Below are 11653 nucleotides of genomic sequence, written 5' to 3' on the forward strand. Positions count from 1 at the left end.
GCACCAAGGCGGCACCACCGGAATCAGCAACCTGGGCCAGCCCTGCCCAAAACACCACAAGCTCCGACACACCAGCGGCTGGAAACCCACCCCCGCCACCACAACCGAACCACCCGGCTGGACCTCACCCACCGGCCGCCACTACACAAGCGAACACCAAGACTGGGAACCACCCCACTGGCCGGAACGGAATGCGGAACTACGGAGTGCATCTTCAGCGGCTGAGCCGACGACTCAGGACTTGTGCGTGCCCGTCCATGAGTTGCCTGCGCAGTTCGACATGCCTGAAAACATTGAGATACCTGCGTGCTTTGCACTGCCGGAAGAGTTTGACCAAGTGAAGGACCTGGACCTGCCGGATTTCGATGTGCCCGAGGACCCTGGCCCTTCCGAAGGTGAACTGCCGGAGGACCCGTTTCCGGACTGGCATCTCTGGCTTAACGAATTCGCCTCGGCCCCCTAGCCCTTCGCCTCTCTGCTCTTAAACTGCTCGCCGCTAGGACTGCCTGACGCGCAGCAGTTCCGGAGCGTCGTCCACCTTTGAAAGGTCCAGTGTGCCCCGCATGGTCACGTCCACCGCGTGCTTCACCACTGCATCGAAACCGAGGTTCTCAGCTTGCGATGCGGACAGAGCCTTATCCCGGACGCGCCGCTGTTCGGCAGCTCCTGTTCCGCGGGCAATGATGTCCTCCACGCCCTGCCGGGCCAGGGCAAGTTCGCCTTGTTCCTGCAGTACCGGGGCGAGATAGTCCACCAGGGAGCGCACCACATCAGCGGCCCTGGCCGGACGGAAAGTGCCAAAGTCCAGCAGTTCCCCGTTGAGTCCCGCGCTGCTCGCCTGCCAGGAGGCCATGCGCAAAAGCACCGTGGGCACGGGGGCCGGATCGACGCCGTCCTGCCACTCCCGGCTCGCAGTCTCCACCAGGGCTCGGACCAGGACAGCAATAAGTGCGGCGTCCTCAGCGCGGAGGCAGACATCGGCAACGCGGACTTCCACCGTGGGATGGTTCCGGGAGAGCCGGGCATCAAAGTACAACATTCCCTCATCCAGCATGACCCCGCTGTCCAGGAGCCGCGTGACCACGCGGCGGTAGGCAGAGTAAGTCCCGTAAATCCCCGTGGGTCCGGCCGTCGGCCAACGGTTCCAGGCCTGGGTCCGGTAACTCTCAAAACCCGTTTGGATACCGTTCCAGAACGGGGAATTGGCACTCAGGGCGGTAAGGACGGCGAGCTTGTCACGGATGCGGTCCAGCACCGCCACGCCCTCCTCATGCGACTCAATGAAAGTGTGCACGTGGAAGCCGCAGGTCAACTGCTCCTGGGCAGTCAGGCCAAAGCGCTCCAGCATCCTCGCGTAGCGGGGGTCCGGAGTGGTGTGGCTGGCCAGGCCCAGCGGCGAGGTGGCAAGGGCGGCCACCCGGGCGTGGTTTTTCCTGGCAGCCTTGTCCGCCAGTGCCCGCCCGGCGCGGATCTGCTCCAGGAGCTCACCGTACTCCAGGCAGGGGCGCGTCTGCGTCTCGATTTGTTCCAGCTTGAGCTCGGCACTCAGGCCCATTTCGTCGTCGTCGTAAACGGTTTTGTCTTCCGTCTCCAGAACGCGGGGGTCATCCGGCGCGTCGTCGGCGGCCATACGGCGGCCGGACAACAGCGCATCCGCGAGTGCCAGCGGCTCCCCGCTCTCCGGATCAACGATCAGGAGCTCTTCCTCGACGCCGAAAGTTCGCATACCCACATTCTCCGACAACAGGGGCTGTATGGAGGGTCAACAGCACTTCATGACGAACCGTGAATGGTCAGTCCTGGAAGTATTCCACTTTCGCCCCAATGGTGTTGAGCCGTTCCGCAAGGTCTTCGTAGCCACGCTCAATGACGTAGATGTTCCGGAGTTCGGACACTCCCCGCGCGGCAAGCATCGCCAGCAGCAGGCACGCAGCCGGGCGGAGCGCGGGCGGACAGCCAACCTCGGCCGCACGCCATCTGGTGGGGCCATTGACGTAGATCCGGTGGGGGTCCAGGAGCTGTACCTGGGCGCCCAGCCGGTTCAGCTCGGTCAGGTAGATCGCGCGGTTTTCGTACACCCAGTCGTGGATCATGGTCTGGCCATGGGCATTCGCTGCGATGACCGCGAAGAAGGGCAGGTTATCGATGTTGAGCCCGGGGAACGGCATTGGATGGATCTTGTCCTCCGGAGCACGCAACTCGGAAGGCTTGGTGGTGACGTCCACCAGCCGGGTCCGGCCGTTGCGGGCCATGTATTCGCTGGAAATCTCCAGCTGCTGGCCCATCTGCTCCAGGGTTGCCAGCTCGATTTCCATGAACTCGATGGGCACGCGCCGGATGGTCACCTCCGAGTTGGTGACAATGCCCGCGGTAATCAGGCTCATGGCCTCGATAGGGTCCTCCGACGGGAAGTATTCAATCTCGGCATCGATGGACTGGCGCCCGGTGATCTTCAGCGTGGTGGTCCCCACCCCTTCGATGACCACCCCCAACATCTGCAGGTAGAAGCAGAGGTCCTGCACCATGTAGTTGGGGCTGGCATTCCGAATGACAGTGGTGCCCTCGCGGTGGGCCGCGGCCATGATGGCGTTCTCGGTGACGGTATCGCCGCGCTCAGTCAGGACGAAGGAGCGGTCCCGGGTGTCTGCGGGCGGGGCCTGCACTGTGTAGAAGCCCGCCGTCGCTTCCACCGAGAGGCCGAACTGGCGCAGCGCCTGCATGTGCGGCTCCACCGTCCGGGTACCAAGGTCACAGCCGCCGGCATACGGAAGCTTGTACTTGGTGGACTCATCCAGCAGGGGTCCCAGCAACATGATGACGCTCCGGGTGCGCCGTGCGGCATCCACGTCCATCCCGGCCAAATCCAGAACCGCCGGGCGGCGGAGCTGCAGGTCGGTGTCGTTGAGCCAGGTGCACTCCACGCCGATGCTGGTCAGGACCTCGACGATCCGATTCACTTCTTCGATGCGCGCGAGGCGGCGGAGAATGGTGGTTCCCCGGTTGATGAGGCTGGCGCACAGCAAAGCCACTCCGGCGTTCTTGCTGCTGTTGACGTCTACGGAACCAGAAAGAGTCCGTCCGCCTTCAACGCGCAGGTGGGTCATCTGCGGCCTGCCCACATTCACGATGCTCCTGTCGAAGATCGCTTCCAGGCGTTGGATCATTTTCAGGCTCAGGTTCTGCTTGCCCTGTTCCATGCGGGCCACGGCGCTCTGGCTCGTTCCCAGCTCGGCAGCCAACTGTCCTTGGGTCCAGCCCTTCTCACTCCGGGCATCCCTGAGCATGGCGGCAACGTGTTCGGCAGTTTCCTGAGTCATACCCAATTTTATATCATAAATGAGTTATCAAGCCATAGAAGTGGCATGACAACGCGGCAGAGTCTGGATCTTTACCCGGGACATGCGATCACGACGTCCGCGCGCTTCTTGACCGCACCTCCGAAGGGCGGGAGACTGATAGCACCTGTTCGTCCAGCGGCAACGGAGGCAGCATGCGCCGGACACCAGCCAAGCCGATGCCAGGCAGCGGGGCATTCCCTGTCCGGAGCATGCGAACCGTGTCAGGAATAACGGGCCTGTTCCTCGCGTCCCTGCTCCTCATCTGCGGCTCCCCTGCCTACGCGGCGCCCTCCCCCGGAGAAGGAGTGCAATCACTCCTGGGGAACGACATCTCCTGGCCCCAATGCAACACGGCCTTCCCCACGGGACAGGCCTTTGCCATTGTGGGCGTCAACAACGGCCTGGCCAACACCACCAATCCCTGTCTGGCCGAGCAACTTCGCTGGGCAGAAGACTCTGCGGGCCACCCTGGCCGGCCCACCGTGTCCCTGTACGTCAACACTGCCAATCCCGGCGCTGCGGGTTCCTGGTGGCCGGAGGAGGACGAGTACCCGGCCGGCCGGGAAGTGCACAACCCGTATGGTCCCTGCGAGGACGGGGACTTCGGCAAGGCGTGCGCCTACATGTACGGCTTTGCCAAGGCGTACGACGACGCCCACCACCGCGGGGTCAGCAACCCGGGCTCCTACTTCTGGTGGCTGGACGTGGAGACCGAAAACAGCTGGTCCGGCACCGACAAGGAAGCCAACCGGGCTGTCCTTGAAGGCATGACGGATTTCTTCCACAGCATCGGAGCGCAGGTGGGGATCTACTCGACGGGCCGGCAGTGGGACCAGATTGTTGGACCTGTCAGCAGTTCGAGCAACCTTTACGTCCTCCCGAGCTGGCTGGCGGGATCCCGGAGTGCCTCAGGAGCAGCCCTGGCCTGCGCGGATGCGCCCCTCACCGGCGGCGGTACGGTGGCCCTGACCCAGTTCGTATCGAGGGGATTCGACTACAACCATTCCTGCCCGTAGGCGCGGAGGCCCGCAGGCCGGGCCGGCTCTCAGCTCCCCAGCCACACCATGTTCCAGGTGCCCAGGGATACGGCGGCAAAAACCGCTGTTCCCGCCATCACCACACCGCCGGCAAGCACCCATGCATCCAGGGAACTGTAGGTTGATTCGCGGGCCCACGTCCGGCGGCCGCCGCCGAAACCGCGGGCTTCCATGGTCACCGCGAGCCTCGAGGCCCGGCGGATCGCCTGGACCAGCAGCCCAAAGCTCTGCCCCAGCGTCGCCTTCACCCGCTGCAGGGCATTGCCGCGGGAACCCACCCCGCGGGCACGGCGGGCCATCCCGATGGTCTGCCACTCTTCGGCCATCAGGCCCACCAGCCGCATGGCGGCGAGGGTCCCCAGCACGAACCGGTGCGGGAGTCGGGCCTTCTGCGCCAGCGCATCCGCGAGGTCTGTAGGGTCGGTGCAGCTCATCAGCAGCACGGCCGGCAGGGCGATCGCCAGGCCGCGCAGCATAAAGCCCACGCCCAATTCCAGCGAGCCTTCGCTCATGGTCCAGATGCCGACGTCGATCAGCGTCCTTCCGCTGTCCGGCGCCAGGATGGAGGTGCTCCAGCCCCCCACGGCGGCCGCGAGGATCAGCGGCCAGCCGCGCTGCCACAGCAGCGCGGGCGTCAGGCCGGCCAGCGGAAACAGCAGGAACTCAAAGGCCAGCGCCACCGATGCGGACACCCAGTCGATGGAGAGCGCAAGCACGGCAGTAATGAGGAAGACGGCGGTGAACTTGCTGAGGGGATTGGCCCGGGCCAGCAGCGCGTTGTTGCCGCGCAGGTTCAGCTCCTGCCTCATGGCGCCTCCCGCCTCATGGTGCCACCGGTTCCGGTGCGGCCATCCGCAGTTCCGTTCCACCCAGGGCGGCCGTGAATTCGGCATCGTGCGTCACGGAGACCACGGCGGTGCCGGCATCCAGCAGTTCGGACAGGAACGATGCCAGCTCCGCCCACGTGTTGGCGTCCTGGCCGAAGGTCGGCTCGTCCAGTACCAGCACCTGGGGATGCGCCGCCAGGACCGTTGCTACGGACAACCGCCGCTTCTCCCCGCCCGAAAGCGTGTAGGGGTTGGCATCCACAAGGTGGGTGAGCCGCAGCCGCTCCAGCAGTTCATCCACCCGCTCCTCCCCGTGGCCCAAGTGCCGGGGACCGAACAGCAGCTCGTCCAGCACCTTCCCGGTGACGAACTGGTGCTCGGGTTCCTGGAACACGGTGCCGATCCGCTCGATGAGCTGCTCGGCCTTCCACTTCCAGGGATCAATTCCGGCACCGCGGCTCAGGTCCACCGTGGCCGACACCTTTCCGGCCACGGGCTCCAGGAGTCCGGCAATGGTCAGGGCAAACGTGGACTTCCCGGCCCCGTTCGGCCCTGTGACCGCCAAGGCCTGCCCGGCCCGGACCTGCGCGGTGATGCCTGCCTGCACCGGCACCGGGGGTACCTTCCGGAAGCCACTGCGGCGCACCCGTTCACGGGACACCGCCAACTCCTCGGCAGCGAGCAGGAGGGCGCCCGTCCCGGGGGCTGGATCAGCCGCACGCAGCCGGGTCTCCGGAACATAGCCGGGCACCCACACCCCGGCAGCAATCAGCATGTTCCGGGCTTCCCTGAGCACCTGGTCCGGCGGGCCATCCAGCAGCACGGCGTCCGTCGAATCGGTGCCTGGCTGCAGCACCACGATCCGGTCCACCAGGTCCTTCCACACGGACACGCGGTGTTCCACCACCACCAGCGTGGCGCCGGTTTTGTCCAAGCACCGCTCCACGGCGTCGCGGACCTCCAGCACGCCGGCAGGGTCCAGGTTGGCGGTGGGCTCGTCCAGCAGGATCAGGCCGGGACGCATGGCAAGGATGCCCGCCAGCGCCAGCCGCTGTTTCTGCCCGCCGGAGAGCACCGACGTGGGGTGGTCCAGCGGAAGGTGTGAAAGTCCGACGTCGTCCAGCGCCTCGTGCACGCGGGTCCAGATGGCGTCGCGGGGCACGGCGAGGTTCTCGGCGCCGAAGGCGGCGTCGTCGCCCAAACGCGACAGGACCACCTGTGTTTCGGGGTCCTGCTGCATCAGGCCGGCCCGCCCGCGCTGCTCGCGGGGGGCGGCCCCGTCAACCAGCAGCGAACCCGACTCGTCGGAATCTCCTGCCGCGCCGCCGTCGTCGTTCACATCCCCCAGCACCCCCGCCAAAGCATGCAGGAGGGTGGACTTGCCGGCCCCGGAAGGGCCCAGGAGCAGCACGCGCTCCCCGGGGCGGATGTCCAGGTCCAGGGCATGGACTGCCGGCTTGGCGCGCCCGGCATGCCGCCAGCCCCAGCCCCTGGCTGTGACGGCGGCGGGACGCACTGCAGTGGAGGCGCCCTGGCGGGAAGGGGCGGACATCAGGAGAAGACGGGCTCCGTAGCTGCCTTCCGCGACGCGAAGGAGCTCAGGACCCCGGTCCTGGCCAGGCCGCGGGTGGCGATCCAGGACAGGGCGCCGGCGATGATGGCTCCGGAGATGGCGGTGAAGACGATGTACGCCAGCTTATCCCCGCCGGAGTAGGCGATGTTCCAGCCCCACGGAGCGAAGGAGTCGTTCAGGCCACAGAAGAGGCCTGCGGCGGCACCGGCCAGCAGTGCCACAGGCAGGTTGAACTTCCGGTAGACGAAGATCGCGAAAATGATTTCCGCGCCCAGCCCCTGCACGAAGCCGGAGAACAGCACCGAAGCACCGTACTGGGACCCCATGAGCAGCTCGCCGGTGGCCGCAACCGTCTCACAGAACAGAGCAGCGCCCGGCTTGCGGATGATGAGCATGCCCAGAACTGCCGGAATCATCCAGCCGCCGGCAATCAGGCCCGTCAGGGGCGGGTAGACGGCGTTCATGGGCCCTGATACTGCGGCCGCGCCCTGGGACCAGGCCCAGAAAATGACGCCGCCGGCGATGGCGATCAGGGCCGAGACCACGATGTCCACGACGCGCCAGGACTTGCTGGTGGTCTTCTTGACTGCTGTTGTTGCCATGTAATCCTCCTGGGAAACAGGAGGGGAAAGTGGACACGCCTGCCGGCACTGCTGCCGCTGCGCGCACTTCGAGAAGCTCGACTCCCTTACGCCGGTACTAACCGGATCAGGTTCGAGGGTCTGCGGCTGTCCGCACTCTCAGCGCCCACCTGCGGATCCTGGCATGGCCAGTGATGCCCGACGGCGGCGCTCCCCTGTCGTTTGAATGTTGCTTTTGGTTGAAATGACTTGCTGCAATTGCCCTGTTGGGCGTTGTCCAGTTTATACCGCAGGAGGGGTAGATTGTGGGCCATGACTGCCAATCCGCCGGATGTGACCGGATATGATCCCGATTCCGATGCTGCACAGCCGGAGGGCTCGCTGGAGGAATTGATCGCCCGGATTGAAGGCGAGGTCCGCGAACTGCAGTTTCCCGGATTCTCCCTTGACGATTCCCTGAACCTGGGGCTGCTCCTCGTGGAGCTGGGCAAGGAGCGCGGGCTGCCCATCGCGATTGACATCACCAAGGGTGAGCAGGTGCTGTTCCATGTGGCCCTGCCCGGCGCGACGCCGGACAACGAGCACTGGATCCGGGCCAAGCAGCGCACAGCCGCCCGGTACGAGATCCCTTCCTTGCTGGTGGGGCTCCGCGGACGGCTTCGCGGTGGCCGGATCGAGGACCAGGGATGGTTCGATGAGAGCCGGTACGCGGCGCACGGCGGCTCCTTCCCGCTGTACGTCGCCGGCGTCGGGGCCGTGGCCACCGTTACGGTTTCGGGTCTTCCCCAGGTGCAGGACCACAACCTGGTGGTCGAAGCCCTGCGCGAAATCCTCCACTCCGCGGGAGCGGACTGACCCTCACAAATACAAAGGCTGCTTAGCATTTATTAGTAATCATGCTTACTATGTTGTCTCCCGGGTTTTGAGGAGGACAGGATATGGCAGCCAGCACCCGCCTGACGGGCCCCCGGACACGCCTGCAAAAAGCCGCTCTCGGAACGGGCTCGGTTTTCGTCCTGTTCGGCATCCTGGGCTTCATCCCGGGCATCACCTCCAACTACGGCTCGCTCGGCTTCGCCGGACCCGGCTCGGGGGCGCTGCTGCTGGGCATTTTCCAGGTCTCCGCACTCCTGAATGCGGTCCACCTGCTGTTCGGGATTGCAGGGGTCCTGATGGCGCGGACGCATCCGCAAGCCAGGAACTTCCTCATCTACGGCGGCGTTGCCTACCTGTTCCTGTGGCTGTACGGCTTCCTGTCGGATGACACCACGCCGGCCAACTTCCTCCCCGCAAACAACGCGGACAACTGGCTGCATTTGGCCCTCGGCCTGGCCATGATTGGGCTGGCCATCGCGTTGGCGGCCCGAGGCCCCGCCGTCACGGCGGGTGCTGCCGGCAGCGACGGCAACGACCCACGCAGCGGCAGCAGCAACGCCAACAGCACCAGCAGTGCCGCCAACTCCTCCCCGAACGGCCCACGCGGCCAGTGAATGCCATCTGCCGGCCCGGCCCTCGGCGACGACGTACGGGACCGGCATCAACGCCAGACCTGAAGGAGCACCATGAAAATCCCTGAAGCGCGTGGTCCTGCCAGTGCCGCCTTGCTTAGCCTTCTCGCGCGGGAAGCCGGCACCACGCTTGGCGCGGGCACCACCCCTGGGAATGGCCCCACCCTTGGCGCCGGCGCCACCCTTACCGCCGATGCCCCCGTCGCGGCGCTGCACCGTGAGGTCACCCGCCAGCTGGCCGCCACCCCGGACATCATTGGCGATGACGACCTCCAGCTGACACTCTTTTGCCTCTACGAGCTCTACTACTCCGGGCTCGAAGGCGTCAGCGATGAATGGGAATGGGCGCCGGGCCTGATCCAGATCCGCCAATTGCTGGAAAAGCCCTTCGAGGCCGCGCTTAGGGAGGCCGCCCGGGAAGCCGCCGGTGAACTGGAGCTCCCCACCGCACCGCATCCCACCAGCGATGCGGTGGCGGATGTCCTCTTCGACCTCGCAGCCCGGGACACAGGACCCAGCCTCTCAAGATATGTGGCAAAGAAAGCCAGCCTGGACCAGCTCAAGGAATTCCTGATCCACAAGTCCATCTACCAGTTGAAGGAAGCGGATCCCCATACCTTTGCCATCCCGCGCCTTTCCGGGCGCCCCAAGGCAGCGCTGGTGGAAATCCAGGCTGACGAGTACGGCGGCGGACGCCCCGAACGCATGCACAGCGCGCTTTTCGCCCGCACAATGCGGGGGCTGGGAATGGCCGACGACTACGGCGCCTACGTCGATTTCGTCCCGGCCCTCTCCCTCGCGGCAGTGAACCTGATGTCCCTGTTCGGGCTGAACCGCCGGCTGCGGGGTGCCATCACCGGGCACTTGGCCATCTACGAAATGACGTCTTCCCAGCCCAACCGCTTCTACGGGAACGGCTTCCGCAGGCACGGTTTCGACGCCGCTGTCACCCATTACTTCGACGAGCACGTGGAAGCCGACGCCGTCCATGAGCAAATCGCCGGCCGCGACCTGGCCGGGGGCCTGGTTGAAGCCGAACCGGGACTTCTGGGGGACGTACTCTTCGGCGCCACGGCGGTCATGGCCGTGGACGGCAGGTTGTCCGCCCATATCCTGCAGTCCTGGGAAAACGGCACCACGTCCCTGAGGGCGGCAGTGCCGGCGGCAGCATGAGCGCCCCTGCCATCGGCGTGCCGGCGGAGTACATCCTGCCGTTGCGCTGGACGGACGACGCCGGCTTGCCGGACCTGGCCGCCTACCTTCGCCGCCTCGCGGACTGGATCCCTGTCACGGTGGTGGACGGGTCTGCCCCTGAACTGTTCGAGCACCACCGGAGGATGTTTCCACCCGCCGTCCGGCATCTCCCGCCTGACGCCTGCGCCGCCGGCAACGGAGGCGCCGCCGGCAACGGCAAGGTAGCCGGGGTCATGACTGGGGTTCGGGCCTCGTCGGCGGACCTCCTGGTAATTGCCGACGACGACGTCCGCTACACGCGCGAGTCACTCGCCGCCGTCGTCCATCACCTCGGCGCTGCGGACGTGGTGCGTCCGCAGAACTACTTCGAGCCCCTCCCCTGGCACGCCCAGTGGGATACGGCGAGGACCCTCATCAACCGCGCCTGGTCTGCTGATTTTCCCGGAACGCTGGCGCTGCGCCGGGGAGCCCTGTTGGCGACGGACGGATACGCGCCGGTCCTGTTCGAGAACCTCGAGCTGATCCGGACAATCACCGCCGCGGGCGGCCGCGCGATGGTTATGCCGGACCTGTTCGTCGCGCGCAGGCCGCCCACGGCGCGGCATTTCCTGAAGCAGCGCATCCGCCAGGCATATGACGATTTTGCCCAGCCGCGGCGGCTCGCCGCCGAGTTGGCGCTGCTCCCGGCAATCCTTTCCGCAGCCTGCCTGCCTTCGCGGCACCGCCGGGCAGTCTTCCTGGGGCTGGCCTTCGCAGCCGTCATCGCCGCGGAGGCGGGGCGGCGGCGGCACAACGGCGCTGCTGTCTTCCCCTTCCGCGCGGTGCTGTGCGCTCCGCCCTGGGCCCTGGAACGGGCCATCTGCATCTGGATCGCGCTCGGTTACAGGCTGGCCGGGGGCGTTCCGTATGCGGGGACCCGGCTCAAGACCGCAGCCCATTCGGAGAATGAGCTGCGGCGGCGGCACAGCGGCAAAGTCACGGGAACGTGCCCCCAGGGCGCCCAGTCTTCCACCAGCAACCTTAAGCAGGAGCAAAAATGAACCAGGAACCGGCCGAGAGCTCCATTGTGGTGTGCCCCGACGGCCCGCTGATTGTGCGAGGCGACTTCGAGATCGTCACGCCCTCCGGAGAAGCGCTGCCCCGTGAACGGAAAACCGTGGCGCTGTGCCGCTGCGGGGCATCGGCCATCAAGCCGTACTGCGACGGCACCCACAAGATGATCAAGTTCCGGACGGAACCTCCGGCAACCTGAGCAAAGCCTGCACCGGCCGGCCGCTATCGCCGGTTAGGCTAGGGACAGCCCGTTTTCCGCCCGCAAGGAGTACTAGGAATGAACCTTTTCATCAAGCTGCTCGGCACCGGCGTGAGCCTCGGCGCAGGCTTTGTCGGCACCAAGCTGGTCAACGCCATCTGGGAAAAGACCACCGGCCGGAAGCCCCCCACCGGGAAGGACGAGGACATCCCCACCAGCCTGCAGTCGGCGCTGACGTTCGCCCTGATCTCGGCGTCGGTGAGCACCATCATCCAGGTCCTGGCCAACCGCGGCACCCAGCGGGCCATCACCCGGTTCGCCAAGAGCCAGGACATCGTGTAGC

At 66.0% G+C, this 11653-nt stretch carries 12 protein-coding genes, 1 pseudogene and 1 riboswitch; of the genes and pseudogenes, 8 read left to right on the forward strand and 5 right to left on the reverse strand.

What is annotated here, in order from left to right; genetic code table 11:
• A pseudogene (locus FHJ30_RS21780) lies at positions 1-463 on the forward strand (hypothetical protein); the annotation flags it as partial.
• Positions 464-496: 33 nt separating this feature from the next.
• Here the strand turns inward: FHJ30_RS21780 and FHJ30_RS18860 are convergent.
• Together FHJ30_RS18860 and FHJ30_RS18865 are read right to left on the reverse strand one after the other, a co-directional pair.
• A complete protein-coding gene (locus tag FHJ30_RS18860) occupies positions 497-1726 on the reverse strand; it encodes a glutamate--cysteine ligase (RefSeq protein WP_139030794.1) in 1230 nt (409 codons plus the stop codon).
• Between the two features lie 67 nt (positions 1727-1793).
• Positions 1794-3317: a UDP-N-acetylglucosamine 1-carboxyvinyltransferase gene (locus tag FHJ30_RS18865; protein ID WP_139030795.1), complete on the reverse strand. Its 1524-nt coding sequence runs from the start codon at positions 3315-3317 to the stop codon at positions 1794-1796.
• Positions 3318-3547: 230 nt separating this feature from the next.
• Between FHJ30_RS18865 and FHJ30_RS18870 the strand changes: the two genes are divergently transcribed.
• Positions 3548-4354, forward strand: coding sequence for a hypothetical protein (locus FHJ30_RS18870; protein ID WP_139030821.1), 807 nt, complete (start codon positions 3548-3550; stop codon positions 4352-4354).
• A gap of 29 nt (positions 4355-4383) precedes the next feature.
• Here the strand turns inward: FHJ30_RS18870 and FHJ30_RS18875 are convergent, their stop codons facing one another.
• From FHJ30_RS18875 to FHJ30_RS18885, 3 genes are read right to left on the reverse strand one after another with little or no spacing between them, the layout of a single operon-like run.
• Complete coding sequence (locus FHJ30_RS18875) at positions 4384-5184, reverse strand: energy-coupling factor transporter transmembrane protein EcfT (protein ID WP_139030796.1); 801 nt, start codon at positions 5182-5184, stop codon at positions 4384-4386.
• 13 nt (positions 5185-5197) lie between these two features.
• Entirely contained in the window at positions 5198-6754 is a 1557-nt protein-coding gene (locus tag FHJ30_RS18880) for an ABC transporter ATP-binding protein (RefSeq protein ID WP_139030797.1), read from the reverse strand.
• A complete protein-coding gene (locus FHJ30_RS18885) occupies positions 6754-7377 on the reverse strand; it encodes an ECF transporter S component (RefSeq protein ID WP_139030798.1) in 624 nt (207 codons plus the stop codon). The genes FHJ30_RS18880 and FHJ30_RS18885 overlap by 1 nt, the downstream gene beginning before the upstream one ends.
• Positions 7378-7442: 65 nt before the next feature.
• A riboswitch (TPP riboswitch) is annotated at positions 7443-7583 on the reverse strand.
• Positions 7584-7668: 85 nt separating this feature from the next.
• On the opposite strand from FHJ30_RS18885, the gene FHJ30_RS18890 reads away from it, so the two are divergent.
• The 6 genes from FHJ30_RS18890 to FHJ30_RS18915 all read left to right on the forward strand — a co-directional run bounded on the left by FHJ30_RS18890 (position 7669) and on the right by FHJ30_RS18915 (position 11652).
• Complete coding sequence (locus tag FHJ30_RS18890; protein WP_139030799.1) at positions 7669-8211, forward strand: heme-degrading domain-containing protein; 543 nt, start codon at positions 7669-7671, stop codon at positions 8209-8211.
• Between the two features lie 83 nt (positions 8212-8294).
• Positions 8295-8846, forward strand: coding sequence for a DUF4383 domain-containing protein (locus FHJ30_RS18895; protein ID WP_139030800.1), 552 nt, complete (start codon positions 8295-8297; stop codon positions 8844-8846).
• A gap of 72 nt (positions 8847-8918) precedes the next feature.
• The gene (locus tag FHJ30_RS18900) at positions 8919-10037 is read left to right on the forward strand and encodes an iron-containing redox enzyme family protein (RefSeq protein WP_139030801.1); all 1119 of its coding nucleotides are present in this window, start codon (positions 8919-8921) and stop codon (positions 10035-10037) included.
• Positions 10034-11098, forward strand: a complete 1065-nt coding sequence (locus FHJ30_RS18905) for a glycosyltransferase family 2 protein (RefSeq protein WP_139030802.1) — start codon at positions 10034-10036, stop codon at positions 11096-11098. Before FHJ30_RS18900 ends, FHJ30_RS18905 begins: the two co-directional genes overlap by 4 nt.
• Positions 11095-11310 carry a CDGSH iron-sulfur domain-containing protein gene (locus tag FHJ30_RS18910; RefSeq protein WP_139030803.1) on the forward strand — a complete coding sequence of 72 codons (216 nt, stop codon included), beginning with the start codon at positions 11095-11097 and terminating at the stop codon, positions 11308-11310. Before FHJ30_RS18905 ends, FHJ30_RS18910 begins: the two co-directional genes overlap by 4 nt.
• Before the next feature lie 78 nt (positions 11311-11388).
• A complete protein-coding gene (locus FHJ30_RS18915; protein WP_139030804.1) occupies positions 11389-11652 on the forward strand; it encodes a DUF4235 domain-containing protein in 264 nt (87 codons plus the stop codon).
• Position 11653: the final 1 nt, after the last annotated feature.

It is taken from the genome of Arthrobacter sp. BB-1, assembly GCF_006151685.1.
Lineage (GTDB): Bacteria > Actinomycetota > Actinomycetes > Actinomycetales > Micrococcaceae > Arthrobacter.